Genomic DNA, 25,284 nt, shown 5'->3' on the forward strand with positions numbered 1-25,284 from the left:
GGGAGCTCTGAATCGTCTGCGTGATATTATATTGACATCAAAAAGCCTTCTCGCATCGTTTGCTCGGGGATAACAATAATGGGTGGAAATCGGCACATCGGACTGCAGCAGTGGATCTGGCGCGCCTTTATTCGCAGTGCGCTGGTACCGCTGGTGCTGGTGGAGGCGGCGCTGATTGCCATCTACCTGTTCAGTAACTCCGAAATTCGTGACGAGCAGACTGCCTATCTACGGCAGACTGCGCTGACAGAGCTGAGCGGCGCAGCCCGGCTGGAGGCGCGGGTGATCAATGCTCGTCTTGAGCAGGTAGCGTCGCTGGCCAATGGCTATCGCAATCTGGTGGCGGAGACATTGACGGTGCCCATGGTTGCCCCGCCGGTATCTGTTAAAACCATCGACAGTGGCGTGACCTACAGCCCGGCCGACAATGGCGGCAGCGCGTTTTTTTACTCGGGCGCAACGCCGCCGGCTCGGCAGGACAGGAACAAGATCCATCGCATGGCGACGCTTGATCCGGTCATGCGTGAGGTGCAGCGGAGCAACCCGCTGATTGCCAGTGTTTACTTCAATAGCTGGGATAACTACAACCACATCTACCCTTGGTTTGCCACCGCGGATCAGTATCCGCACGACATGGTGATCCCGGACTACAACTTCTACTATCTAGCGGACGCCGAGCATAACCCGAGCAGGGGGGTGGTCTGGACGGATGTCTATCTGGACCCGGCCGGTCAGGGCTGGATGATGTCGGCGATCGCCCCGGTTTACCGTGGCGACTTTCTTGAGGGAGTGGTGGGTGTCGACATCACCGTCGACGGCATTCTGACCGAGATCAACCGCCTGCCGGTGTCCTGGGACGGCTATGCCATGCTGGTCAGTCAGGACCTCAACATCATGGCCATGCCTGCGCCCGCCGAGCGGGATTTCGGCTTGCGTGAGCTGACCACGCACTCCTATCAGGATGCGATTCGCCGGGAAATATTCAAGCCGGATGACTTCAACCTGGCTCAGCGCGCGGAAACAGTTGATCTGGCCGCGGTGCTGAAGGGACGTAGCAACGGTGTGCAGCAGTTGATGCTTAATGACAAGGCGCTACTGGTGGGTTGGACCGAAGTCGAGCAAACCGGCTGGCAATTGTTGACGGTCGTGGATGAAGAGTTGCTGTTTGCTCAGACCAATCAGATGGCGAGCCACTATCGACAGATAGGCATGCTGCTGATCGCCGGTTTGATCGCCTTCTATGTGGTGTTCTTTGCATTTCTGTGGATTCGGGCCCGAGGTTTGACGGAGCGGTTGCTGGTTCCGATTGAAGGGATATCTCGAATGATGACAGACATCGGTGCCGAGCGCTGGCGCTCGGAGCCGGTGCACTCGGAAATCGCCGAACTCGACGGCATGGCGCGCCACACCCATGAAATTGGATTGCAGCTGGAGCGCAGCCAGGAACTCAATCGTACCGCCCAACAGCGTATTGAGCTGGTGCTCGACAGTACCACCGAGAGCATCTGGGAGTGGCACGTCGGTGACCGGGAAATAGAGCTGCGCGGGCGCTTTGGCGCGCGCTTCGGGCTGCCAGCCGGGCGTGTGCCGCTGGACATGTTCCGCGCCCGGATTCACCCCGATGATCGAGCCCGAGTCTTGAGCGCGGAGGAGTCGGCTTTGCGCAGCCGCGCACAGTATGCTGCGGAATTCCGGTTTGCTGATGCTCAGGGGGTGTATCACTGGTTGCTCAGCCGTGGCCGTGTCCTTGAGCAGGACCCGGCTACCGGCGAGGTACTGCTGCTGGCCGGTACTCATGTGGACATCGATGATCTCAAGCACATTGAAAGTGACTTGCGTTCGGCGACCCACGAAGCAGAGGCAGCGAACCTGGCGAAGGCGCGATTCATCTCCAGCATGAGTCATGAGCTGCGTACGCCGTTGAACGCGATTCTCGGTTTTGCCCAGTTGATGGAGCTCGACAGTCAGGAAAGTGGGCAACCCTCGGAATACGTTCAGGAAATCTTGCTGGCAAGCCGGCACCTCAATACGCTGTTAAGTGACATCCTCGATTGGTCAGCCATTCAGGTAGATGCCCGGCGCGTGCAGCTGATGCCGACCGATGTTGCCCAGATCATGAATGAAAGTGCCGAAATGGTGCGGCTCGCGATCAGCCAGGAGGGCTTGTCCTTTGAGGTTGTGCCGCCGTCCGAGGGGGTGACCGTGATGGCGGATCCTCGGCGGCTGCGTCAGGTAATGATCAACCTGCTGTCGAATGCCAAGAAATACAACACCGTCGGGGGCAGTGTGCGGTTGTACTCTGACGTGTTTGGCGCTCGCCTGCGTCTGGTGGTCGAGGACACGGGCATGGGTATCGAGCCCGAGGATCAGGCGCTGTTGTTTGAGCCGTTCCAGCGACTGGGTCGGGAAAACACCGCTATTCAGGGAACTGGAATCGGCTTGTCCATCTGTCGTGAGTACGCCCGCGCGATGGGAGGAGACATTGGCCTGCACAGCGAGCCTGGGGTCGGCAGCCGGTTTTGGGTTGAATTGCCGCTGAGCGCGGCGCCAGCCCTGCCTAGGTCCGGTGGGCCGCTGGTCTATTGCCTCAGCGATGATGAAGTGTTGATTGAGCAGGTGCGTGAGGTGCTCGGGGAGCGGGCGCAGCTTCGGGTCGGCAACGCCGGTAAGTTGCTTGAGCAGGCCGCGGAGAGCCCTCCTTCCCTGGTGCTGATCGATGATGCAGTGGTGGATTCCTCTACTGTATCGGTGCTGCAGCGGTTGCGTCAGCTGCAGGCGGGCCTGGCGTTGCCAGTGCTGCTGCTGGCCGATGCACCGAATTTGGCGTCGGTCCATGAACTGGTAAGTGAGTGTCAGGGGCTGGTGCGCAAGCCTCTGGACAGTGACGAGTTTGACGCGCTGGTGAACGTGTTGCTGGAACGGGAGGCTGGCCATGCTGAGTAACGTCTTGCGTCGTGCGACCGTGGTGGTGATTGACGATGTCCCGGCCAACCTGCGCTTGCTCCAATCCAGCCTGCACACTATGGGTCTTGGTCAGGTAAAGGGCTTTAGCAATTCTGCCGAGGGGCTGACCTGGTTGCAGCAGAACAGTTGGGATCTGTTGCTGCTGGACCTGGACATGCCGGCGCCGGACGGATTTGCCATTCTGGAGGCGCTGCGCGACCGCGATCGCAGTGCGCAGCAGGTAATACTGGTAACGGCGTTGGGTGACGCCGTGAGTCGTCGACGCGGCCTGGACCTGGGTGGCAACGACTACCTGACCAAGCCGGTTGATTTGCCTGAGCTGCTGTTGCGCGTGCGCAACTGTCTGGACTTGAGTTTCGCCCATCGCCTGCTGCAGCAGGAGCGGGAGACCCTGGAAATGCGCGTCGAGGAGCGCACTGCGCGGTTGCGTGACAGTTACCAGGCGGTGATTCGGGCGCTGTCCCGGGCGGCAGATTACAAGGATAACGAGACCGGCAACCACATTATGCGGATAGGTGAAACTGCCGCCTTGCTAGGACGGGCGATTGGCGCACCAGCGACCTGGGTAGAGTTGTTGCGGCTCGCCGCGCCCATGCATGATGTTGGCAAGATTGGCATACCTGATCATATTCTGCTCAAGCCGGGCAAGCTGACTGAGGACGAGTTCGACATCATGAAGCGGCACGCGCGTATCGGGCACGACATTCTTGCCGATAGCGGTCGATCGTCCTTGCTGGAGCTGGCTGCGGAAATTGCGCTCAATCACCATGAGAAGTGGGATGGCAGCGGCTATCCAGGCGGGCTCAAGGGGGAAGAAATACCCATTTCGGCGCGCATCGTTGCGCTGTGCGATGTCTATGATGCGCTGCGCAGTTCGCGACCCTATAAACAAGGCTGGAGCGCAGAGAAGGCACAGGCCTACATTCTTGCCCAGTCGGGTAAGCATTTTGACCCAGCAGGGGTGGAAATCATGGCTGGACTATTTGACGAGATCGAGTTCATCAGGGCATCGCTGAGCGACCCCTGATCGGCGTTGGCTCGTGTAGGCGGCAACCTGAGGTCCGAGCGGCGGGCAACGGGATTCGCTTATTGCAGACAGGATACTAGTTGGCCGCTGCCGGAGCGGCCATCGCCCGAAAGGGTGGATTTGCCGGTAAGTCACCTGAATGGGTGCTGGTGTTGGTCGGGAGCGGCGCTAGAGTAGCGCTCAGGCAACCCGAGGTCCGAAACGGCGCAGGCCGGATCGTGATGTACCCAACAACAAAAACCACGCACGATTCATGGAGGCTACACCTCATGCCATTCAGCAAAAAAGGCATCCTTGCCATTTGTAGCGCTGGCGCGCTGCTGTTTTCGATGTCTGCCCTGGCCAACAATCCACCGCCGACCGATCCTGGTGACGGCGGTGGTTCCAGCTACCAGCGCGGCCCGGATCCATCCGTCAGTTTCCTCGAAGCCGATCGCGGCCAGTACAGCGTGCGCTCCAGCCGCGTATCCGGCCTGGTCAGCGGCTTTGGCGGCGGCACCATTTACTACCCCACCGGTACTACCGGCACCATGGCAGCGGTGGTGGTGATTCCCGGGTTTGTTTCTGCCGAGTCGTCGATTGACTGGTGGGGGCCGAAACTGGCGTCCTACGGCTTTGTGGTCATGACCATTGACACCAACACCGGCTTTGATCAGCCGCCGAGCCGTGCACGTCAGATCAATAACGCACTGGATTACCTGATCAGCCAGAACAGCCGGAGCACAAGCCCCGTGCGCGGAATGATCGATACCAATCGCCTCGGTGTAGTCGGCTGGTCGATGGGCGGTGGCGGTACCCTGCGGGTGGCCAGCGAAGGCCGTATCAAGGCTGCCATTCCGCTGGCACCCTGGGATACTTCCAGCTACTACGCCAGCCGCGCTCAGGCGCCGACCTTGATCTTTGCCTGTCAGGCGGATGTGATCGCGCCGGTCTTCCAGCACGCATCGCCGTTCTACAATTCGCTGCCGTCGAACATCGACAAGGCCTTTGTGGAAATTAACGGTGGCAGCCACTTCTGTGCCAATGGTGGCAGCATTTACAACGATGTATTGGGCCGCTTGGGCGTGTCCTGGATGAAACTGCATCTGGATGAAGACAACCGCTACAAGCAGTTCCTCTGTGGTCCGAACCACACTTCAGATTTCCAGATCTCCGGTTATCGCGGCAACTGCCCGTACTAAGTTCCGGGCTCAAGGAGCAGGCGTCGGCCCCTCGTCGGGTCGGCGCCTTTTTTGTGGCTGTTGGTCAGGGTTTTGGTCGGTAGGCGCAGAAACCGGGGCGCGGCCCGACTTGCGGGTGGTTGCGGCAGGTCGCAGGGCGCCTGTCGTAGACAGTGCAGCGCCGGCTGCGGGCATCGAGAAACAGGCAGTCATCGTTGCTCATGCGGCTAAGGGTGAAAACGCCGCTCTTCTGGTGAAAACGCTCGACGACACCTTCTCTCTGCAGGCGTTTGGCGATCTGCTTTAGTGGCTCGCCACGTTCGAATTCATCTACCAGTTCCAAGCGAATCAGGTCGTCCAGCCGAACCTCTACCGGCAGCGTGCAGCAACTGGCGTTGCAGCTATCGCACAGGCCCTTGCGGTACTTCTGCCAGGTGTCTAGCCGGTCGATGTCGGCGGCGGGAATCAGTTGCGGTTTCATGCAGCGCCCCAAGGGATGAGGCGCGCATTATAAAAGAGCCGGGCGGCGTGCTAAACCACCGGGCGTCGTCGGGTTACTCGTCGAAAAAGAAGCGTTCTTCGCCGAATGCTGGCTTCAGGTGGTTGAGCCAGGTGGCCTGCTCATCATATTTGGCAAAGAACGGGCGCTGCACCCAGTCGGGGTTGCGGCCCTGAATCATACGCAAGGCGATGACTTTCTCTCCATTGATCTCGGTGACGCCCTGGATTTCCACCTTGCCCGGGTGCGAGCTCATGGAGGGGCCGCGGGCGGTGCGGGCGATACCCGAGACCTGCTGCATGGCGTCGCGGTAGATCTGCCAGGCTTTGACCAGCGGCACCTCAAAGTAGTGGCGTGCCCCGGTATCGCGTTCAACGAACATATAGTAGGGGATGATGCCGAGCTCGACCTGGGTCTGCCAGAGCCTTGCCCAGACGCTGGCGTCGTCATTGATATGCGCCAGCAGCGGGCCCTGGGCGCGAATCTGCGCGCCGGTTTCGCGGACACGGCGGATTGCTTCGCGGGCCACCTCCGGTTCCAGCTCCTTCCAGTGGTTGTAGTGCGCCATCAGCGCCAGGTGCTTGCCGGCGGCCTGGATTTCAGCAAACAGGGCCAGCAGGTCCTCTGCATCGTCATCGCTGACAAAACGCTGGGGCCAGAAGGTCAGTGCCTTGGTGCCGATGCGGATGGTACGGACGTGGGCAAATTCATCGCTGAGCAGTGGTTCGAGGTAGGCGCGCAGGTTGCGGGTTTTCATCACCATCGGGTCGCCACCGGTGACCAGTACGTCGGTCACTTCGGGGTGAGCGCGCAGGTAGTCCTGCAGCTGGTTGGATTCACGGGCAGCAATCTTCAGGTCCTTGTCACCGACAAACTGGGCCCAACGGAAGCAGAAGGTGCAGTAGCTGTGGCAGACCTGGCCGGAGCTGGGGAAGAACAGCACGGTCTCGCGATACTTGTGCTGCAAACCTTCCACCACCTCGCCATCCAGTTTGGGGATGTTGTGTTCCAGCTGACCTGCCGGGTGGGGGTTCAGCTCAGCGCGGACTTCGCTGATCAGCGCCTTCAACTCGGCGGCCCCGACCTCATCACGCATGGCATTGGCAACCCGGTCGTAGTGCTCTGGCTTGAGCATGCCGCGTTGTGGGAAGGTGAGCTGAAAAATCGGGTCGGCCGGCACCTGCTGCCAGTCGATCAGCTCGTCAATGACGTACTGATTGACCCGGAACGGCAGGACGCTAGCGACAACCTGCATTTCAAAGCGCTGCTCTGCACTCAATTGCTGCAGCTGCGGAATCTGGTCGAGCTGCTTGGCGGTGTAAACCTTGAAGCGCTGGTGGCGCAGCTGGTTGACGTTGAACTGATCAGGTGTGATGGAGGTAACGGCTAAAAGATTGGATTTTGGCATAGAGGATCGTCTGTATCTTTCTTGTAAAAAACAATAGGTCGCATCGGGCAGGCTGCTGAGAAGCAGTGCGCGTGCATGAAAGTAAGCCGACAAACTGGAGTGAACGGCGAAAAAAAGCGTCGATCATTGGCTAATTTGCAATGATCATAGTGATGGGCTGAATGTTCAGCAGTCGAGCATGATAGCGAAATGATCCATTGATGTCTAAAAAACGACCTGATGCCCCGCAGTTGGTTATGCTGAAGCCCCGGTTTTTGCTTGGAGAGTTCGCCATGTTTACCTATATCACCCTGGGCACCAACAACCTGCCGCGAGCGGTGCGCTTTTATGACGCGGTGATGGCGACGCTCGGTATTGCCCGGGTGTCTACGCCGGATGAGGAAAACTGGGACGGTTGGGTCGGCTGGGGGCGTTACGAGAATCGCGGTGCCCGGGAGCTGGCGCTCTGGCTGTGCGAGCCCTTTGATGGCCAGCCCGCATCGGTCGGTAATGGGGTGATGGTCGCCTTTACGGCGCCCGACTGGAAATCAGTACGAGCCTTTCATGCTGCGGCACTGGCTAACGGCGGACGCAGCGAAGGCGAGCCGGCGCTGCGCGAGCACTATAATCCGGACTTTTACAGTACCTATGTACGCGACCCGGATGGCAACAAGCTGGCGGTGGTGTGTCGAGGCTTCCTCCATGACCCTGACTGACGACAGGCAAAAGGGTCTGGACAGACGGCTCTTAGCCGTGTCGACTGCCGGGAGCATCGTGATCAAGGAGAGCCCATGCATTACGCCCAGCTAATAGCCCTCGCGCGCTATAACCAGTGGATGAATCAGCGGCTTTATGCGTTGTGTGAGACGCTTGAGGAGGCTGACCGGCGGGCCCCCCGGGGGGCCTTTTTCGGCTCCATTCATGGCACGCTGAACCACATCCTGCTGGCCGATAACCTGTGGATGGGGCGCTTTACCGATCAGCCTTTCTCTGCTCCGGCGCTCGATACCGAACTGTATGCCGGGTTTGCCGAGCTGCGTCGTGCGCGCGAGATGATGGATGAGCGGATCATTGAATGGGTCGGCACCCTGTCGCCGGCGCGGCTGGCGGGTGAGCTGCGGTACACGAGCCTGGTCAACCCGGAGCCGCGTTGCTATCCGCTGTGGCTGGCGCTGACTCACTTCTTCAATCATCAGACCCATCACCGTGGGCAACTCACTACACTGTTGTCCCAATTGGGAACCGATCCGGGTGTGACTGATCTGATCCAGATGCCGGGAATTGCCTCGGCCTCTGAAGTGATTGACCAGGAGACGGTGATGTCGGCGGCGGATGAAGTACTGGCGTTCTGGTTTGCTGAGCTGCGCCCGGCTCAGTGGTGGCAAAAGGATCCGGCGCTGGATGAATTGATCCGTAGCCGCTTTGGCGATCTGCACGAACGTGCGGTGCGCGGTGAATTGATGAACTGGCGTGGTACTGCACTGGGGCGGCTGGCCGAGATCATCGTGCTGGACCAGTTTTCACGCAACATCTGGCGCGATACGCCACGTGCCTTTGCCGCCGATGGGATGGCGCTGGTCCTGGCGCAGGAGGCTGTGACTGAAGGCGCGGACCAGCCGTTGCCGGTGAAATGGCGCGCTTTCCTGTACATGCCGTTCATGCATAGCGAGTCGTTGCGTATGCATGAACAGGCAACGAAGCTGTTCAGCACGCCAGGGTTGGAAGACAACTTGCGTTTTGAGCAGCGGCACCGGGAGATTATCGAGCGTTTTGGCCGCTACCCGCATCGCAACGCGATTCTTGGCCGGCCAAGCACAGCGGAGGAGGTGGCGTTTCTGCGTACCAAGGGCAGTGCTTTCTAGCAAAACTGTACCCCGGAACGCTGAGCAAACTGTGTTGCGACGCCCCGTATGTGATGGCGTAGGCTTGAGTCTTTTGCCGGAGATGCTTCATGCAATTGTCGATCTTTCAGGTTGATGCTTTCACCGACACCCTGTTTGGTGGCAATTACGCCGCCGTTGTGCCGCTGGCCGACTGGCTGTCGGCAGAGCTGATGCAGGCGATCGCGGCCGAGAACAATGTGTCTGAAACCGCCTTTGTGGTTAAACAGGCTGACGGTGGCTACGCCATTCGCTGGTTTTCGCCGCTGGCCGAGATCGACTTCTGCGGGCATGCCACGCTGGCTGCCGCGTTTGTCCTGTTCCGGCTGAACCCGGATACCCAAGTGTTGCGTTTTCGGGCGGCTGCGGTGGGGGAGCTGAGCCTCAGCCGTGAAACCGATGGGCTGATCCACATGGATGCGCCGCGGCTGGCACCGGAACCGGTAGAGGAGGCTCCTGCATTGTTGCTCGACGGTCTGTCGATCAGGCCGGATTCGGTGTTGGTCAGCCGTCAGGCGTGGTTTGCTGTTTATGCTGATGAGGGACAGGTGCGCGCGGTCGAGCAGGATCCAGAGCTGATCCGCCAGCTGGCACCGCGCGATGTAGTGGTTACTGCGCCCGGACACGAGGTGGACTTTGTGTCGCGTTATTTTTGGCCGGCCAATGGCGGGCTGGAAGATATGGTGACCGGCTCGATTCATGCCGGGCTGGCACCGTACTGGGCCGAGCGACTGGGATGTGACCGGTTGGTTGCCGTACAGGCATCCGCGCGTTGCGGCCGTCTGTATTGTCAGGTCGAGGCCGAGCGAGTTCGCATCAGCGGCTACGCGGTGCTCTATCTTGAAGGCTGCATTCATTTGCCGGATTGAGATCCAGGCATCCCGATAGGGAGGGCCAACCGGCTATGCTTGCAGCATTGAATCACACAGGGAGAGGCAGAATGAATGTACGGCAGGCAGTGTTGGCAGCCGGGATGATCAGTGCAGCAATGCTGGCGGGGTGCAGTGGCCTCGACAGCCAACCCGCGGAGGTTGCTGCCCCTGAGCAGCAGATTCCGCAGCGCGGTGTGATGATTCTGCAGTGTGGCCGGACACCGGTGCGAGTTACTCTGACGGGTGATCAGGCGCTGGTTGAGGCAATGCAGGGCCGGTTTTTGCTGGAGCGAGTGGTTACCGCCTCAGGTGCCCGCTACGAGGCGCCTGATGACAGCTCGACCAGTTTCTGGAATAAGGGCGATCAGGGCCTGCTGACCATTCGGGGCGAAAGCCTGCCCGAGTGTGAGCCGGCCGGGGCGCTGGTGCTGCAAGCCGGAGAGTGGGTGGTTGAGGACATCAACCGTGGCGGCATCATTGATCGCTCACGGGTGACGCTCAACTTCGGCAACGACGGTCGCGTCTCCGGCCGCGCCAGCTGCAACAACTACGTCGGCGCCTATCAGGTCGATGGCCGCAGCCTGCAGCTGACGCAACTGGCGACCACCCGGCGTGCCTGTGCGCCAGCGCTGAACGAGCAGGAGACCCGTTTTGTGCAGACGCTGGAGCAGATCAGTCGTTTCCATCTTGATGAAACCGGTGCCCTGATCCTTGAGGGTGATGAGGGCGGTTCCCTGAAGGCTCGGCTGGAGTAAGATGGCAGCGTCCGGCCCGGTATCGGGCCGGTGAACCAAAACCATAACAACGGAGTACCGTGATGCTGCTGCTGATTCTGGGCCTGATACTGTTTTTGGGCATGCACTCCGCCCGCCTGTTCGCCGCGGAAAAACGCGCGTCCTTCATTGCCGCCAAGGGGCCATTGGCCTGGAAGGGTATCTACGCGCTGGTGTCGATTGTCGGTTTTGTATTGATCATCTACGGCTACGGCCAGGCCCGCATGAGCCCCACCTGGCTGTGGATATCGCCGGTCTGGACACGCCATCTGGCTGCGCTGCTGACTATTCCTGCATTCATTCTCATCGCTGCGACCTATATTCCCGGCTCCTGTATCAAGGCGCGCGTTGGTCATCCTATGCTGCTGGGCGTGAAGTTCTGGGCGCTGGCCCACCTGATCGCCAACGGCTCGCTGGCTGATCTGCTGCTGTTTGGCGGCTTCCTGGCCTGGGCCACTGCGCTGTTTGTGGTCTCGCGCAAGCGCGATCGCGCGGCGGGTGTCGGCTACGGCAAGGGCAAGCCGGTGATGGATGCGGTGGTTGTGGTGGTCGGTCTGGTCGCCTGGGCGGCCTTTGCCTTCTACCTGCATGGCGCCTGGATTGGGGTTAAGCCGATGGGAGTGTGATCCCGGCAGGCATGAAAAAACCGCAGTGATGCGGGTTTTTTGTTGTTTGATCGGGAGTCTTTGGCGCCAAGATAAGGCCCTGTCAGACTCACCGCACGCAGGCGTCGGAACGATCAGGGTGTTGCAGGATGTGAAGACTGCACGGACCCACTCCCCGTTTACGCGGGCGAGTAGCACAGGATTGGCAGGGAAAAGGACGGCAGCCTGTTTGAGGCTCGCAGAGCCGAGTTCTGCCGGCCCCTGCCAAGCCGAGCAACGCAGCGAACCCGCAGGGCCGCGTAGCCGGGTGCCCGGGGGGATCGCCAAGGGGGGCTGGGCAAGCAGCCCCCCTTGGCTCGCCGTGAAGGCGAAATGGAGACTTGCCGATGGCGCAACGCTGATCCAGTCGCCATTAGCCCTATATCTCACGTTAGTGTCGCACCCTTGAGCTGTCGCGAGCAGCGGCTGCGATGGTGTGTCCCTGACATTTTGCGGAAGACAAAAAACCCGCATCGCTGCGGGTTTTTATTGGCTCAAATCAGACTGGAATTATTGTCCGGTCTTGATCCGGTTCCAGGCACGGGTACGCACGCGCTCGGCGGCCAGGGGCAGCGGCTTGAGGGTAAACAGGCGGGCCTGTACATCGGCCGGCGGATAGGCACCGGGGTTGTTGCGCAGGCTTTCATTGACCAGCTCGGTCGCGGCTGCGTTGGGGTTGGCGTAGCCCACCACGTTACTGATCTCGGCTACTACCTCGGGCTTGAGCAGATAGTTGATGAAGGCGTGAGCTGCAGCGGGATTGGGTGCATCCTGCGGAATCGCCATCAGGTCAAACCAGACCTGTGCCCCTTCCTTCGGAATGCGATACTCAAGGTGGACGCCATTGTTGGCTTCCTGTGCGCGTGAATTGGCCTGCAGGATGCTACCGGACCAGGCGACCGCAACGCAGATTTCGCCATTGGCGATATCGTTGAGAAAGCGGGAGGAGTTGAAGTAGCGCACATAGGGCTGGATTTTGCTCATCATCGCGACGGCAGCGTCGTAGTCTTCACTGCGGGTGCTGTTCGGGTCCAGGCCCAGGTAGTGCAGGGCACCGGGCAGAATCTCCGACGGCGAGTCGAGGAATGCAACGCCGCACTCGGACAGTTTCTTCATGTTTTCCGGATCGAAGACCAGTGCCCAGGAGTCGACCGGGGCATCGTCACCCAACACGGCACGGACTTTTTCCGGGTTGTAGCCGATGCCGTTGGTGCCCCACATGTAGGGCACGGCGTACTGATTGCCGGGGTCGCTGCCCTCCAGCACCTTCATCAGGTCCGGGTTGAGGTTGCCTAGGTTCGGCAGCAGGCTTTTGTCCAGTGGTTGAAAGGCGCCAGCCTGGCGCTGCTTGGCGAGAAAGCTGTCGCTTGGCACCACCACGTCGTAGCCCGACCGACCGGACAGTAGCTTGGCTTCCAGCACTTCATTGGAGTCAAAGGTGTCCAGGGTCGGAACAATACCGGTTTCTGCCTGGAAGCCGTCCAGCGTGGCTTGCGGGGTGTAGTCGAACCAGTTGTAGATCTTTACCTGATCGGCGGCCAGCGCACTGAATGACAGCGCGGCCAGCGGGGCAATCAGCCCGAGTTTGCTTGCCAGTTTCATTGTGCTTCTCCTTGAGTCGTGACGGTTGCGTCAAAAGCAGTAAGGACGTTGACGGCGTTGATGCCGATTTCTTCCACGGCGTAGCCGCCTTCCATGACAAAGAGCGTCGGCAGCCCGAGGCTAGCGATGAGTTCGCCCATCTTCAGGTAGTCGGGGCTGTCGAGTTTGAAGCTGGAGATCGGATCGGCCAGGTAGGTATCCACGCCGAGTGAGACGATCAGATAATCGGCACCGAATCCGGCGATCTGCCGCAGTGCGTCGCGCAGGGCCTGCGACCAGACATTCCAGTCGCTGCCGGCGGGCAGCGGGTAGTTGTAGTTGTAGCCAAGGCCGGTGCCTTCGCCGCGTTCATCGGCGTAGCCGGCGAAGCAGGGATATTCGTTGCGCGGGTCGCCGTGGATCGAGGTGAACAGCACGTCCGGGCGCTGGTAGAAGATGTCCTGGGTGCCGTTGCCGTGATGGAAGTCGACGTCGAGGATAGCGACCTTGCGGGCGCCCTGATCGAGCATCGCCTGGGCGGCGATGGCGGCGTTGTTGAAGTAGCAGTAGCCGCCCATGTAGTCGATGCCGGCATGGTGCCCCGGCGGACGACACAGGGCGAAGACACTGCGTGCACCGGCACACAGCTGGGCTTGAGCGCTGAGCGCTACCTGGGCGCTGCTGTAGATCGCTTGCCAGCTGCCGGCGGTCAGCGGCGCTCCAACGTCAAAACTGTAATAGCCGAGCTGACCGTCGATGTCATCCGGGCAGCGCGGCGGCATGCGCCGTAGCGGCCAGGCCAGCGGCAGCATGTCGTGGCTGCGGCCCAATGCGCTCCAGCGTTGCCAGGCGCTTTGGATAAAGTCGACAAAATCCGGGCTGTGTACCCGCTTGATCGGCGCCAGTCCAAAGTCCTGCGGTTCGCTGATTGGCCCCAAACCGGTTCGTTTCACCTGCTCCAGCACCATATCGGCGCGCGAGGGCTTCTCGAAGCAGGGCATGAGCTGACCTTCGTTGAGTTCGGCGTTGGCGTGGTGCAGGCGGTGATCGTCGCTGTAGAACGTCTGCATGGTAAATCCTGTGGCGAGTGGCTGGGTTGCCATTGATCATGGCGCTCAGCAGGGCCGCGGGAAATGCTGCAGAGGGACAGAAAAGGGACCGAAACGGACAGTGCTTTGACCGGGAAAGACCGCTTCTTCGGGTCAGAACGCGCTGTGCGGTGGCTGCTGACTCTGCCGCCAGGCACGTGGCGTGGTGCCGGACCAGCGCTGGAATGCGTGACGGAAGCTGGCCGTCTCGCTGAAGCCGAGCTGTTCGGCGATGGCGTAGATCGGCAGTTGCTCGCGATTAAGCAGCAGCTTGGCCCGCTGGAAGCGCAGCCGATCGAGTAGTTGCTGATAGCCACAGCCGGCACGTTGCAGGTGGCGCCGCAGGGTGCGTGTGGTGCAGTGCAGCTGGTTGGCCAGTTGCTCAAGGGTGGGTGGCGCTTCCAGCTGTTGCTCCAGCTGCGCGCGCAGCTGGCTGACCAGCGGCGACGGCTCGGGGCAGAAGCTGTCCTGTACCGTCTGGCAGTGGCGCCTGGCTTCGAAGTGGGTGACCGGTTCAGCCAGCGGCAACGGAGCATTTAGCGTGCCTGCTGCAAACACCAGGCGCTCGGCGTCCTGGTCGCAAAGCAGAGGACAGTCGCCCATGTAGTCCCGGTACTGGTCACTGTGGTCGGGTGGACTGCCGCTCAGGTGTACCGCGCTGATCATAAGTTGGCCGCCCAGCGCATCATCCAGCATCGCCTTGATGGAGGACAGGCAGAGTTCGACGTTGAACAGCCGCAGCGCCGGCGACTCGTGATAGTGGTCGGCGCGCAGCGCCAGCTGACCATCCGGGAGGGTCTCCAGTTGCAGCCGGAAGTAACTGCCGAGTAACACCGGAAAGGCCAGCATGACCTGCAAGGCATCGAGCAGCGTTGGTGCCGACAGCATCGCATAGCCCAGTTGGCCATAGGCCGATACCCGCATGCGCTGACCGAGCTTGAGGCCGATCAGTGGGTCGCCGGTCAGCGCTACCGTGTTGGCGAATACCTGCTGCTCCTGCTCTGGGGTGATCAGCAGAGCCGGGGTCTGCAGGTCCGCTGAGCTAAGTCCGGAACCCGCCAGGACCGGTTCAACAGGCAGATTGTGCTCCTCCAGCCAGTTGGCGATCAGGCAGGTGCTCTGCAGACTGATCAATCTGCGGTCGGGTGCCTGGCAGGCGGTATCGGATCGAATCATGTGACTGCGCTCGTGTGGTGCCTGTTGCCAGTGAAGCACAAAGAGTGCCAGTCATTCTTAGTGTTCGGTAAAACCGATAAGCGAAACAGGAATTATGCGCTTATATCGATATTTAAGGTCGGTAGAATGAAATGGAATTTACCGCTGGAGTGCCGCCATGCCCCGTATGCCATTCAACACTGCCTGCTGCCGCCCGCTAGGGCAGTTGAGCCACCCACGGGAGGTCGTTCGGCAGTTCACCCCTAACTGGTTCGCCGTCACCATGGGCACTGGCATTCTGTCGGCTGCGCTGCCGCACCTTGCGTTGCCGGGCGCGGCATTGCTGGGGCAGGCGCTGTGGCTGCTGAACCTGCTGCTTTTTACGCTGTTCATCGGGCTGTATGCCGCCCGTTGGCTGCTGTTTTTCAATGAGGCGCGACGCATCTTCGGCCACGCTACCGTATCGATGTTTATCGGTACCATTCCGATGGGGCTGGCCACCGTGATCAATGGCCTGCCGAGTCATGGGGTCGCCCTCTGGGGCGAGGTCGCGATGACGCTGGCATTACCTCTGTGGTGGCTGGATGTGGCGTTGGCGCTGGCCTGCGGTGTCGGCATCCCCTATCTGATGTTCACCCGTCAGGAGCACAGTATCGACCAGATGACTGCGGTATGGCTGCTGCCAGTGGTGGCCGCTGAGGTCGCTGCTGCGAGTGGTGGGGTACTGATTCCCTGGCTGGCAGCGGAGCAGGCCTATGCCGTGCTGGTGACCAGCTATGTGCTCTGGGCCTGCTCGGTGCCGGTCGCGCTGAGCATTCTGGTGATCTTGTTGCTGCGCATGGCTGTCCACAAGTTGCCGCACCGCAATATGGCGGCGTCCAGCTTGCTGGCACTGGGGCCCCTGGGGACTGGTGCGCTCGGGCTGTTGCTGCTGGGTCAGGCAGCAACAGAGGTCTTTGCCGCCCACGGCCTTTCCAGCGTCGGTGTGGTCGCGCACGGCCTTGGGGTAGTCGGCGGGTTGTTGCTCTGGGGGCTGGGTTTATGGTGGCTGTTGCTGGCGCTGCTGATCATTTGCCGTTATCTGCGTGAGGGAATGCCGTTTAACCTGGGTTGGTGGGCCTTTACCTTTCCGCTCGGGGTGTATGCCCTGGCGACGCTGACTCTGGGGCAAACGCTGCAACTGGCCTTTTTCTCGCACCTTGGAACCGGGTTGGTCTGCCTGTTGGCGCTGCTCTGGCTAGTAGTGATGGCTGCGACCCTGCGCGGTGCCTGGCGTGGCGAGCTGTTTGTCTCGCCCTGTATTGCTGATCAGGTGGCCGTGTCGGCGCGCTGACCGTGCAGTGCCGGAGCGGATATGTTATCAATCCTCTGGCTTGATGCCTCGCTGACAAGGACCACTGAATGCAACCGACCGCGATTCCCACCCGTTATCTGACCTGGCTGCTGTGCGTGCTGGGCGCATTGATCAGCCTGGCGCTGACTGCGTTATCACCACTCTGGTGGGTGCTCGCTGTGCCCTTGCTGGCGCTGGCGCTGCTGGGGCTCTGGGACGTGACTCAACGGCGCCGGACGATCAGCCGCAACTATCCGGTACTGGCGCACCTGCGCTATCTGCTGGAGTCGATCGGGCCAGAGCTGCGGCAGTATTTCATTCAATCCGACACCGATGAGCTGCCGTTTTCGCGCGAGCAGCGCAACGTGATCTACCAGCGCGCCAAGAACGTACTCGACAAGAAACCGTTTGGCTCGCTGATGCCAATGAACGAAGAGGGCTATGAGTGGCTGAACCACTCGTTGGCGCCGGTGCACATCGCGGACAGCAATTTTCGGGTGCGGGTTGGCAGCCATCCGAAAACTACCCAGCCCTATGATGTCAGCGTATTCAACATCTCGGCGATGAGCTTTGGCTCGTTGTCGGCCAACGCGATTCTGGCGCTCAATACCGGAGCCAAGAAGGGCGGCTTCTACCACGACACCGGCGAGGGTTCGATCTCGCGCTACCACCTGCGCCCCGGCGGTGATCTGGTCTGGGAAATCGCCTCGGGCTACTTCGGCTGTCGCACGCCGGATGGCGGCTTTGATGCCGAGCTGTTCGAGCGCAACGCCCGGCTGCCACAGGTGAAAATGATCGAGATCAAGCTGTCACAGGGCGCCAAGCCGGGGCACGGCGGTATTCTGCCGGGGGCCAAGGTCTCCGCCGAGATTGCTGAAGCCCGAGGCGTGCCGGAGGGGCAGGATGTGGTGTCGCCTGCGGCTCACTCGGCGTTTCATACCCCACTGGAGCTGATGGCGTTTATTGCCAGACTGCGTGAACTGTCGGGCGGCAAGCCCGTTGGCTTCAAGCTGGCAATCGGGCATCCGTGGGAGTGGTTCGGCATCGTCAAGGCGATGCTGGAGACGGGTGAGCATCCCGACTTCATCGTGGTGGATGGCGGTGAGGGTGGCACTGGTGCTGCGCCGCTGGAGTTTATCAACCGCCTCGGAACGCCGATGACCGACGGCCTGTTGCTGGTACATAACACGCTGGTGGGCGCCAATCTGCGGGAAAAGATCCACCTCGGCGCGGCGGGTAAGATCACCTCGGCCTTCAACATTGCCCGTACTCTGGCGATCGGTGCCGACTGGTGCAATGCCGCCCGTGGCTACATGTTTGCCTTGGGCTGTATCCAGAGCCTGAGTTGCCACAGCGGCAAGTGTCCCAGCGGTGTTGCCACCCAGGACCCGAGCCGCAGCGCCCGGCTGGACGTGGCGGACAAGAGCGAGCGGGTCTACCACTTCCACCGCAATACGGTGCTGGCGCTGGCGCATATGCTGGAGGCGGCCGGGCTGAAACATCCGAGCGAGTTAGGCCCTGAACATGTGATTCGGCGGGTGTCGCGGTACGAGGTGCGGTCGTACAGCGAGTTGTTCGAGTTTCTTGAACCGGGCGTGCTGTTGGATGGCCGTGCGGAACTGCATTTGTTCAAGAAGTACTGGGCCCAGGCCCGCGCCGACAGCTTTGCGCCGCCGGACTACATGCTCAAGCTGCGGGAGACCAAGCTGCGCTGAGCGTTTGCGTCACGCGTGTTCACTGGCCGCCTGCTGTGCCAGCAGGGCGAAGGTAGCGAGCCAGTGGCTGCCCATGTAGTCGTCCTCAAGGTGGCCGAGCGCTGCGGTGAGATGGGCTTCGGCCATGGCCAGCAGCGCGGGCCGTGTGGCTGATAGCCGAAACCAGCACCAGGCGCGGCTGAGGTTGAGGCCATCGAGATGGGCGAGCTTGCCGTCGCTGCGTTCACTGACGTTAACCGGCCGGAACAGGGTGGCCGGCTGCTGTGCGGCCAGCTCTGGCAGAAAGGCATCCAGCCAGGCGGCAAAAGCGCTTCCGTCCATTACCTGTTGCATCAGCACTGCCTGCTGCAGTGTGGGTGAGAGAAAGTCCTCGCCACTCGGCTCGCCCCAGGCCGGGCAGTCGCTGTCGTTGGCAAACCACGCCAGGCTGCGCTCGCGAAGCAGGCGCTCCAGTTGCTGGTCCTGCGCCGTTCTGGCGTATTCGAGACAGAGCAGCAGGGCGAAGGCGGTGTTGTTGTGCTGGCCACTGCGGATTGGATAGGGCAGGCGTGGCAGGTAATCCTGCAAGCGTTCAGCTAGCAGGGCTGCCAGCGGCTGCAGTGTTGCTGCGGCACACCGCGCCAGTGGCTCGCTGCTGCGCAGCAGTTCGGCCTGCAGCATCAGCAGCCAGGCCCAGCCGTAGGGACGCTCAAAGCTCGCACCCTGACGCTCGAAGGTGGCTATTTCGGCGGTGACTGCGTCGTCAGTGATCTGTTCAAGACGCTGGCGAATGGCGGCGGCTTCGGGTAGCTCGGGAGCACAGTTCAGCACCCTCACCAACAGCCAGTGGCTGTGTACGCAGGAATGCCAGTCGTAGCTGCCGCAGAACAGCGGATGGGCCTGCTCGGGCGGTTGCCAGTCGGCTGCACGGTTCAGCCACTGTGGGCCGCTGTGCGGATAGACCCGGGTGATATGACCAAGGGCGATACGTGCCAGAGCAGCGTGGTCCGGCCCGGCTGACATCTCAGCGTACCGGTTGCCAGTTGATGTCGCGCAGTAGCCAGCGGCCGTCGACATCCTCCCAGAGCAGACGAATATCGTACTGGCCGGCACTGTTGGGGATCAGCCGCTCAGCCCCGGTCAGGGTGACGCGGGCCTCGCTTTCGGCACGTTGTTCGTAGCCCGGGTCGATCTCGGTGCGCTGCTGGGTGACCAGCACGTTGATGCGCTGATTGCGCAAGAACATCAGCCGCAAGGTGCGGTCGGCCCAGTCCTGATCGTATTGACTCTGGGCGATGAACTCGGGGTGCAGCAGGTCAAGGACGGCACCGCGGTCACGCTCTTCGATCCCGCTCTGCAGCTGGTCGATGGCCTTATTCAGGCGTTCGTCAGGGCTGGAGGCTCCGCAGCCGAGGAGGCTCAGCGCAAGGAGGGCGGCAAGCAGAAAACGCATAGGTGACAGCAGCCTCGCGGGTCAGTAATGTTGGGGCTTCCAACGTAAGGAGCACGGCGCATTCGCGCCGGTTCAGGGAGCCATCATGCAGCTGTTGTATCCGGAGATCAAACCCTACGCCCGCCACGAACTGGCGGTCACTCCTCCCCATGTACTTTATGCCGATGAAAGCGGGCAGCCTGATGGCCTGCCGGTGGTATTCATCCATGGCGGCCCGGGGGCCGGGTGTGATGCGCTAAGCCGCCGCTTCTTCGACCCGTCCGTCTATCGCATCGTTACCTTTGACCAACGTGGCTGTGGCCGCTCCACGCCGCACGGTAGTCTCGACAACAATACCACTGCCGATCTGATCGCCGACATGGAAACCCTGCGCGAGCACCTGGGCATCGACAAGTGGGTGTTGTTCGGTGGCTCCTGGGGCTCGACGCTGGCGCTGGCCTACGCCCAGGCGCACCCTGACCGGGTGATGGGCATGGTGTTGCGCGGCATCTTCCTGTGCCGAGAGCAGGATATCCACTGGTTCTATCAGGAGGGCGCCAGCCATGTGTTCCCCGATTACTGGGAAGACTATCTGAGCCTGATTCCTGAGGAAGAGCGCGCCGACATGGTCGCCGCCTACTACCGTCGGCTGACTGGTGACGACGAGATCTGTCGCATGCACGCGGCCAAGGCGTGGTCGGTGTGGGAGGGGCGCTGCGCCACGCTCAGGCCCAGCCCGCAGGTGATCGAGCGCTTCAGCGACGCCCGTCGCGCCTATGCGATTGCCCGTATCGAGTGTCACTACTTCGCCAACAAAACCTTCCTTGCCCCCAACCAACTGCTCGACAACATGGACCGGGTTGCCCATATCCCGGGCATCATCGTGCATGGCCGCTACGACATGGTCTGCCCGCTGGACAACGCCCACGCGCTGCATCAGCGCTGGCCGGGCAGCGAGCTGAACATCATTCGCGATGCTGGTCACGCCGCCTCCGAGCCCGGGATTGCCGACGCGCTGGTGCGTGCTACCGGTGATATGGCCCGTAGCCTGCTCGACCTGACGCCGCAGGCCGAGTGATATGAAGGGATTGCTGCAACGGGTGCGTCAGGCCCGGGTCGAGGTAGACGGCGAGATTGTCGGGGCGATTGATCAGGGGCTGCTGGTGCTGGTTGGCATCGAACCGCAGGACGATGAGGCCAGCGCCGACAAACTGCTCAAGCGACTGCTCGAATACCGGGTATTCACCGATGCCGACGGTCGCATGAATGACTCGCTGACCGACGTGCAGGGCGGGCTGCTGCTGGTATCACAGTTCACCCTGGCCGCCGACACCCGCAAGGGTCGCCGCCCCGGCTTCTCCACCGCTGCGCCGCCCGACCGTGCTGAAGCGCTGTTCAACTATCTGGTTGCTCAGGCGCAGACACGGCACCCGCAGGTTGCGACCGGTCGCTTTGGTGCCGACATGCAGGTTCACCTGGTCAACGACGGGCCGGTAACCTTCATGCTGGAGGTTTGAGCGCCGGTATTCAGGCAATCGGGTAAACCCGTGTCCAGACGGTCAATAGCATGGCTGCCGTCAGTGTCCAGGCCAGTGCCCCCAGAGTCAGGGTGGCAGCCAGCGTGAAGCGCTCGCTCAGCACGACAATCGAAAGCAGGTACGCCGCATAGGGCAGCAGCGACCACAGGCCGAAAATCGCGGTGCTGCGCAGGTCGCTGGCCAGCCGCTCGCTGCCGACGATGTAGTGGGCAATGATCGCAAAGGTCGGAAACAGCGGCACCAGGCCGGCAATGTAGAAACTCTTTGTCTTCGCCAGCAGCGCAATCAGCAGCACTGCGAGCGCACCCAGGACGCACTTGAGGGCAAGGGACAGCATGTGGATAGATCCGCAAAGGTAGGGACAGGGAATCCCTGAGCAGGGGCAGGACGCCAGAACGCTGCTCATCGGCGCGAATGTATGCCGCGCCGAGATGGCCGTCAATTGGCTGCAAAGCGGGGTTTGACGGCAGCCGACCAACGGCACCGGCGAAGGTGCCGCTGGTCAGTCGGATCAGCGGCGCGCGGCTGCTTCGATCCAGTCCAAGCGGTCCTGGCCAAAGAACATCTCGCCATCGACAAAGCAGGTCGGTGCGCCGAAGATGCCGCGGCCGATGGCTTCTTCGGTTGTGCGCTTGAGCTGCTCCTTGACCGCCGGGTCACTGGCTTTGGTCATCACCTCTTCCGGGTCAAACCCGCCCTCGACCAGCACCTTGCCGACGACCGCGGGTTCGCCCATGTTCAGCTCGCTGATCCACATGGCATTGAAGATCGCCGTCAGCAGAGGCTCGAACTTCGGTGTGTCCTGATAAGCGGTAACCGCGCGCATCAGCTGCAGGGTGTTGATCGGGAAGAAGGGGTTCTGGTTCAGGGTGACGCCATAGCGGTTGGCATAGCGCTGCATGTCGATCCGCGAATAGGTGCCCTTGGCCGGCACCGTCGCCGGGGAGCTGTTGCCGGTGGCCATGAACACGCCGCCCAGCAGCATCGGTTTGTAGACCAGGCTGGCGCCGGTGCGCTCGGCAATCGCCGGTAGTTGGCTCCAGGCCAGATAGCTGGCCGGGCTGCCGACGTCAAAATAGAACTCGATGGTCTTGCTCATGCGTCTCTCCAGAGCTGAATTAAAAGGTTTCCATCCAGGGGCGCAGGTCCAGCTCATGGGTCCAGCTGTCGCGCGGCTGGGTATGAATGGCCCAGTATTGGTCGGCAATATGTTCGGGGTTAAGGATGCCGTCTCGATCTTTCAGCGCATAGCGCTCGGGGAAGTTGTCGCGAATAAAAGCCGTATCAATGGCACCGTCGATGATCGGGTGGGCGACATGGATGCCCTGCGGGCCCAGTTCGCGGGCCATGCTTTGGGCCAGTGCACGCAGCGCAAACTTGGCGCCGGCAAAGGCTGAGAAGCCCGAACCGCCACGCAGCGAGGCCGTGGCCCCGGTGAAAATAATGGTGCCCTTGCCGCGCGGCAACATCACCTTGGCGGCTTCCCGGCCGGTGAGGAAGCCGGCGAAGCCGGCCATTTCCCAGACCTTGCGGTAGACCCGGGCAGTGGTCTCGGTAATACCGAAACGCACGTTGGCGCCGATGTTGAAAACTGCCACTTCAACCGGGCCGATCTCGCGCTCGATGTGCTCGAACAGACCGACCATCTCGTCTTCATTGCGCGCATCACAGCCGAAGGCGTGGGCCTTGCCGCCGTCAGCCTCGATCCGAGTAACCAGCTCGCTCAGGCTGTCAGCATTGCGGCGGGTCACGCAGAGGGTAAAACCTTCACGGGCGAAGCGGCGAGCGATAGCGCCACCGGTGGCGTCACCGGCGCCGATCACCACGGCTACGGGTGCAGTTGCTGTCATGGCATGGTCCTTGTTATCTATGGTTCTTTTTTGGAACTAACTTGATGGTGGGTTTCATTATGGAACTTGTCAAGCTACTCTGAGCACATCAACTGGAGGGTTAATACATGCGCTGGGAAGAACTGGGTGAGCAGCCCTGCTCCATGTCTCGCACGCTGGCGGTGGTGGGCGACCGCTGGACGTTGCTGATTCTGCGCGACTGCTTTCTCGGCGTACGCCGCTTCGATGCCTTCGAGCGGCGCATCGGCCTGACCCGCCACCTGCTGGCTGATCGTCTGAAGAAGCTGGTTGAACACGGGGTGCTGGTCAAGGTGCCGTATCAGCAAAAACCCCTGCGTGAGGAGTACCGGCTGACCGACAAGGGGCTGGCGCTGCATCCGGTGATTCTGTCGCTGGTCAGCTGGGGCGATACCTGGATGGCGGATGAGCGTGGTGCGCCCATCGAGCACTATCACAAGGGCTGCGGTCAGCGCATGAAACCGGTGATGGTCTGTTCGGAATGTGCTGAGCCGGTCGGCCCGCGGGATGTCGATGTGCGCCCGGGTGCCGCGTTTGGCGAAGAGGTGGAGAAGTTGTTGGCGGGCTGAGTGAGTGGCTTCAGTGCCCGGCGGTTTTGGAAAACAGATTGATGACCATGACGCCGCTGATGATCAGCCCCATGCCGATTAGCGCAGGCAGGTCGAGCTTCTGGCCGCACAGTAGCCAGGCCACGACCGATATGAGCACCACGCCCACTCCAGACCAGATGGCATAGGCAATGCCCACCGGAATGGTCTTGAGTGTCAGCGAAAGAAAGTAAAAAGAGACCAAATAGCCAATTACCACAACCACCGATGGCAGCGGTTTGGTGAAGCCAGTGCTGGCTTTCAGGGCGGAAGTGGCAATCACTTCGGACACAATGGCTGTGATCAGGTAGACCCAATGGTTCATGCGTATCGCCTCGGTTGGTTAGGCGATGTTACGCAGGCTGCTGGCGCAGGAACAAACTGTTTTTTTTGCGGCGGGTTGTGCGCAATCCGGCGGCTGCGAAAGCCGCCGAACTGCTCGAGGGAAGGACTTGCCTTAGGGCATGCGGTACATGGCGCACAGCTTGTTGCCAGCCGGGTCACGCAGGTAGGCCAGATACAGTTTCATGCCGTTGCCTTCACGAACACCGGGCGGATCCTCGCACTCGGTGCCGCCAGCCGCCAGGCCGGCGGCGTGCCAGGCATCGGTCTGTTCCGGGCTTTCCATGGCAAAACCAATGGTGCTGCCGTTACCGCAGGAGGCAGGCTCGCCGTTGATTGGCTTGGTGAGCGCGAACACGCCGCTTGGGGTCATGTAGAAGATGCGACCCTTGGGGTCGGCAAAGCCGGGCTTGCAACCGACAACGCCGAGGGTGGCGTCATAGAACGCCTTGGATTTTTCCAGATCATTGGCGCCAAGCATGATGTGACTGAACATCGGGTGATCCCTTCTGGTTGGTGTTGTTTTGGTGTTACGTCGCTTCAAGCGTCTGCCCAAGCCGTGACAACGTCAATGCCTCCGTCGGGGGAGATTGATGGGTCATAAGGAGGGGTTATCGGCTAGTCGTCGGCATGCAGTGCGAACAGTTCTTCGCCGGTCAGTTGCTCGGTGCGCTGGGCGAAACAGTAGAACCCGGGTTTTTGGTCGATGAACACTTCCCGGTTCAGCTGCCAGTCCCGCTGATCATCAAACAATCCGACTGGAATGGCGTAGAACGGTTGTTCGCGCAGGCGGTAAAACAGGTGGGTGCCGCACTCCTTGCAGAAGCCGCGCTCGGCCCAGTCTGACGAGGCGTATACGCCAATGTGCTGCTCGCCGCTGCATTCCACGGGCTGATCGCTTTCGACGGCGAGCAGCGGGCCGCCACCCCAGCGTCGACAGGTCGTGCAGTGGCAGGCGCCCACCTGGTCGTGGTTAACGGCGGCCCGCAGGGTTACGGCACCACACAGACAGTGGCCTTCGAGTGTTTTGATCGGCAACATGAGCTGGCTCCCGGTAGTGACTCTGAAGATACCTTAGGTCAGCTCGGTGCGCTTGTCATGGTCGCGTAGTAGCAGCCAGATCAGTACCAGAATCGGCAGGTTCTTGCTCAGGGGACCGAATGGGTGCAACCAGAACGCGGGAGCAAGCAGGCTGAGCAGTATCGAGTAGCTGATCACCACCCCTAGCTGCAGCGCGCAACACAGCCGCAGCGCCCAGCCGCTCAGCAACCACAGGCCAAGCGCCAGGTCCAGCAGGCTGCCAGCCCAGATCAAGGGGACGATCAAGGTGCGGTCAACCCCGGCAGCGGTTAGCACCTCAACGCCAATCGACTGGCCCGCGGTCAGAGAGACCACACCGGTTAGCAGCCAGAGCAGAGCCAGGCTGAGGCGCGCAAACAGGTGTTCGATTCGGCTCATCG

Annotated in this window: 27 protein-coding genes; 13 read left to right on the forward strand and 14 right to left on the reverse strand. The window is 61.2% G+C overall.

What is annotated here, in order from left to right:
- Positions 1-78 precede the first annotated feature (78 nt).
- The 3 genes from ACKPCU_RS03805 to ACKPCU_RS03815 all read left to right on the forward strand — a co-directional run bounded on the left by ACKPCU_RS03805 (position 79) and on the right by ACKPCU_RS03815 (position 5,172).
- On the forward strand, positions 79-2,943 hold the full coding sequence (locus tag ACKPCU_RS03805; protein WP_321350032.1) for an ATP-binding protein: 2,865 nt from the start codon (positions 79-81) through the stop codon (positions 2,941-2,943).
- Positions 2,933-3,991, forward strand: coding sequence for an HD domain-containing phosphohydrolase (locus tag ACKPCU_RS03810; RefSeq protein WP_321350034.1), 1,059 nt, complete (start codon positions 2,933-2,935; stop codon positions 3,989-3,991). Before ACKPCU_RS03805 ends, ACKPCU_RS03810 begins: the two co-directional genes overlap by 11 nt.
- 269 nt (positions 3,992-4,260) lie before the next feature.
- Positions 4,261-5,172 (forward strand): alpha/beta hydrolase family protein, encoded by a 912-nt coding sequence (locus ACKPCU_RS03815; protein WP_321350036.1) that lies wholly within the window; start codon positions 4,261-4,263, stop codon positions 5,170-5,172.
- A gap of 64 nt (positions 5,173-5,236) precedes the next feature.
- Here ACKPCU_RS03815 and ACKPCU_RS03820 read toward each other — a convergent pair whose 3' ends face one another.
- On the reverse strand, positions 5,237-5,632 hold the full coding sequence (locus tag ACKPCU_RS03820; protein ID WP_321350037.1) for a YkgJ family cysteine cluster protein: 396 nt from the start codon (positions 5,630-5,632) through the stop codon (positions 5,237-5,239).
- A 73-nt stretch (positions 5,633-5,705) separates the two neighbouring features.
- Positions 5,706-7,058, reverse strand: coding sequence for a KamA family radical SAM protein (locus ACKPCU_RS03825; protein WP_321350039.1), 1,353 nt, complete (start codon positions 7,056-7,058; stop codon positions 5,706-5,708).
- Positions 7,059-7,330: 272 nt separating this feature from the next.
- On the opposite strand from ACKPCU_RS03825, the gene ACKPCU_RS03830 reads away from it, so the two are divergent.
- The 5 genes from ACKPCU_RS03830 to ACKPCU_RS03850 all read left to right on the forward strand — a co-directional run bounded on the left by ACKPCU_RS03830 (position 7,331) and on the right by ACKPCU_RS03850 (position 11,188).
- Positions 7,331-7,753, forward strand: a complete 423-nt coding sequence (locus ACKPCU_RS03830; RefSeq protein WP_321350040.1) for a VOC family protein — start codon at positions 7,331-7,333, stop codon at positions 7,751-7,753.
- Positions 7,754-7,828: 75 nt separating this feature from the next.
- A complete protein-coding gene (locus tag ACKPCU_RS03835; RefSeq protein ID WP_321350042.1) occupies positions 7,829-8,899 on the forward strand; it encodes a DUF924 family protein in 1,071 nt (356 codons plus the stop codon).
- 89 nt (positions 8,900-8,988) lie between these two features.
- Positions 8,989-9,786 carry a PhzF family phenazine biosynthesis protein gene (locus tag ACKPCU_RS03840; RefSeq protein ID WP_321350043.1) on the forward strand — a complete coding sequence of 266 codons (798 nt, stop codon included), beginning with the start codon at positions 8,989-8,991 and terminating at the stop codon, positions 9,784-9,786.
- A gap of 71 nt (positions 9,787-9,857) precedes the next feature.
- Complete coding sequence (locus ACKPCU_RS03845; RefSeq protein WP_321350047.1) at positions 9,858-10,544, forward strand: META domain-containing protein; 687 nt, start codon at positions 9,858-9,860, stop codon at positions 10,542-10,544.
- 62 nt (positions 10,545-10,606) lie between these two features.
- A complete protein-coding gene (locus tag ACKPCU_RS03850; RefSeq protein WP_321350049.1) occupies positions 10,607-11,188 on the forward strand; it encodes an NnrU family protein in 582 nt (193 codons plus the stop codon).
- Between the two features lie 528 nt (positions 11,189-11,716).
- Here ACKPCU_RS03850 and ACKPCU_RS03855 read toward each other — a convergent pair.
- From ACKPCU_RS03855 to ACKPCU_RS03865, 3 genes are all read right to left on the reverse strand, one after another.
- Positions 11,717-12,808: a polyamine ABC transporter substrate-binding protein gene (locus ACKPCU_RS03855; protein ID WP_321350051.1), complete on the reverse strand. Its 1,092-nt coding sequence runs from the start codon at positions 12,806-12,808 to the stop codon at positions 11,717-11,719.
- The gene (locus ACKPCU_RS03860) at positions 12,805-13,857 is read right to left on the reverse strand and encodes a histone deacetylase family protein (RefSeq protein WP_104736488.1); all 1,053 of its coding nucleotides are present in this window, start codon (positions 13,855-13,857) and stop codon (positions 12,805-12,807) included. Before ACKPCU_RS03860 ends, ACKPCU_RS03855 begins: the two co-directional genes overlap by 4 nt.
- Before the next feature lie 132 nt (positions 13,858-13,989).
- Positions 13,990-15,051: an AraC family transcriptional regulator gene (locus ACKPCU_RS03865; protein WP_321350054.1), complete on the reverse strand. Its 1,062-nt coding sequence runs from the start codon at positions 15,049-15,051 to the stop codon at positions 13,990-13,992.
- Positions 15,052-15,208: 157 nt separating this feature from the next.
- On the opposite strand from ACKPCU_RS03865, the gene ACKPCU_RS03870 reads away from it, so the two are divergent.
- Both ACKPCU_RS03870 and ACKPCU_RS03875 read left to right on the forward strand, forming a co-directional pair.
- Complete coding sequence (locus tag ACKPCU_RS03870; protein ID WP_321350055.1) at positions 15,209-16,363, forward strand: SLAC1 family transporter; 1,155 nt, start codon at positions 15,209-15,211, stop codon at positions 16,361-16,363.
- Positions 16,364-16,431: 68 nt separating this feature from the next.
- Entirely contained in the window at positions 16,432-18,078 is a 1,647-nt protein-coding gene (locus tag ACKPCU_RS03875; protein WP_104736485.1) for an FMN-binding glutamate synthase family protein, read from the forward strand.
- A gap of 9 nt (positions 18,079-18,087) precedes the next feature.
- On the opposite strand, the gene ACKPCU_RS03880 is transcribed toward ACKPCU_RS03875, so the two are convergent.
- A complete protein-coding gene (locus ACKPCU_RS03880) occupies positions 18,088-19,080 on the reverse strand; it encodes a DUF2891 domain-containing protein (protein WP_321350058.1) in 993 nt (330 codons plus the stop codon).
- A gap of 1 nt (position 19,081) precedes the next feature.
- Entirely contained in the window at positions 19,082-19,510 is a 429-nt protein-coding gene (locus ACKPCU_RS03885) for a hypothetical protein (RefSeq protein ID WP_321350060.1), read from the reverse strand.
- An 85-nt stretch (positions 19,511-19,595) separates the two neighbouring features.
- On the opposite strand from ACKPCU_RS03885, the gene pip reads away from it, so the two are divergent.
- Entirely contained in the window at positions 19,596-20,567 is a 972-nt protein-coding gene (gene pip, locus ACKPCU_RS03890) for a prolyl aminopeptidase (protein ID WP_321350062.1), read from the forward strand.
- Position 20,568: 1 nt separating this feature from the next.
- Positions 20,569-21,006 (forward strand): D-aminoacyl-tRNA deacylase, encoded by a 438-nt coding sequence (gene dtd, locus ACKPCU_RS03895; protein WP_321350064.1) that lies wholly within the window; start codon positions 20,569-20,571, stop codon positions 21,004-21,006.
- Positions 21,007-21,016: 10 nt separating this feature from the next.
- Here the strand turns inward: dtd and ACKPCU_RS03900 are convergent, their stop codons facing one another.
- From ACKPCU_RS03900 to ACKPCU_RS03910, 3 genes are all read right to left on the reverse strand, one after another.
- The gene (locus tag ACKPCU_RS03900) at positions 21,017-21,361 is read right to left on the reverse strand and encodes a GlpM family protein (protein ID WP_211287046.1); all 345 of its coding nucleotides are present in this window, start codon (positions 21,359-21,361) and stop codon (positions 21,017-21,019) included.
- A 177-nt stretch (positions 21,362-21,538) separates the two neighbouring features.
- Positions 21,539-22,126 carry a 2-hydroxychromene-2-carboxylate isomerase gene (locus ACKPCU_RS03905; protein WP_321350066.1) on the reverse strand — a complete coding sequence of 196 codons (588 nt, stop codon included), beginning with the start codon at positions 22,124-22,126 and terminating at the stop codon, positions 21,539-21,541.
- Between the two features lie 19 nt (positions 22,127-22,145).
- Complete coding sequence (locus tag ACKPCU_RS03910) at positions 22,146-22,877, reverse strand: SDR family oxidoreductase (RefSeq protein ID WP_104736478.1); 732 nt, start codon at positions 22,875-22,877, stop codon at positions 22,146-22,148.
- Positions 22,878-22,984: 107 nt separating this feature from the next.
- Here ACKPCU_RS03910 and ACKPCU_RS03915 point away from each other — a divergent pair, with 107 nt between their 5' ends.
- A complete protein-coding gene (locus tag ACKPCU_RS03915) occupies positions 22,985-23,464 on the forward strand; it encodes a winged helix-turn-helix transcriptional regulator (RefSeq protein ID WP_321350068.1) in 480 nt (159 codons plus the stop codon).
- Between the two features lie 10 nt (positions 23,465-23,474).
- On the opposite strand, the gene ACKPCU_RS03920 is transcribed toward ACKPCU_RS03915, so the two are convergent.
- From ACKPCU_RS03920 to ACKPCU_RS03935, 4 genes are all read right to left on the reverse strand, one after another.
- Entirely contained in the window at positions 23,475-23,807 is a 333-nt protein-coding gene (locus ACKPCU_RS03920) for a DMT family transporter (protein WP_321350070.1), read from the reverse strand.
- A gap of 132 nt (positions 23,808-23,939) precedes the next feature.
- A complete protein-coding gene (locus ACKPCU_RS03925; protein WP_321350073.1) occupies positions 23,940-24,320 on the reverse strand; it encodes a VOC family protein in 381 nt (126 codons plus the stop codon).
- Between the two features lie 122 nt (positions 24,321-24,442).
- Positions 24,443-24,865 (reverse strand): GFA family protein, encoded by a 423-nt coding sequence (locus ACKPCU_RS03930; RefSeq protein WP_321350075.1) that lies wholly within the window; start codon positions 24,863-24,865, stop codon positions 24,443-24,445.
- Between the two features lie 33 nt (positions 24,866-24,898).
- Complete coding sequence (locus tag ACKPCU_RS03935; protein WP_321350077.1) at positions 24,899-25,282, reverse strand: DoxX-like family protein; 384 nt, start codon at positions 25,280-25,282, stop codon at positions 24,899-24,901.
- Positions 25,283-25,284: the final 2 nt, after the last annotated feature.

The organism is Halopseudomonas oceani (assembly GCF_963677335.1).
Lineage (GTDB): Bacteria > Pseudomonadota > Gammaproteobacteria > Pseudomonadales > Pseudomonadaceae > Halopseudomonas > Halopseudomonas oceani.